The sequence below is a fragment of the Limimaricola sp. G21655-S1 genome (assembly GCF_027213785.1).
Classification (GTDB): Bacteria; Pseudomonadota; Alphaproteobacteria; order Rhodobacterales; family Rhodobacteraceae; genus Limimaricola.
The window spans coordinates 1-229 of the sequence record NZ_JAPWGO010000574.1; the positions used below are offsets into that span (position 1 = coordinate 1).

The following is a 229-nucleotide window of genomic DNA, read 5'->3' on the forward strand; positions in this document are numbered from 1 at the left end:
GTTTGAGACGAGTTCCGTCAGCACCGAGGTCAGCAGATAGACCGCCCAGACAAGGAAAAATGGCGGCAAATCCGCGAGCAGAGGCGAGATCCCACTGACGATGAGTTTGACCGCACCGGAGCTTTCCAATGCGGCCCCGATGGCCAACATGGAGAAGATCAGCGCCAACAAACGCCCGTCGACAAAGGAAAATGCCTCGTCCGCGTCGATACAGCGGGTTGCCAGCACC

1 protein-coding gene is annotated in these 229 nt (G+C 58.5%); it reads right to left on the bottom strand.

Translation table 11 applies throughout. The annotated features are described in order from the left end of the window. Positions 1-229: SLC13 family permease (locus O4G76_RS21865; RefSeq protein ID WP_373568063.1), on the bottom strand; the 229-nt coding region annotated here is incomplete at both ends.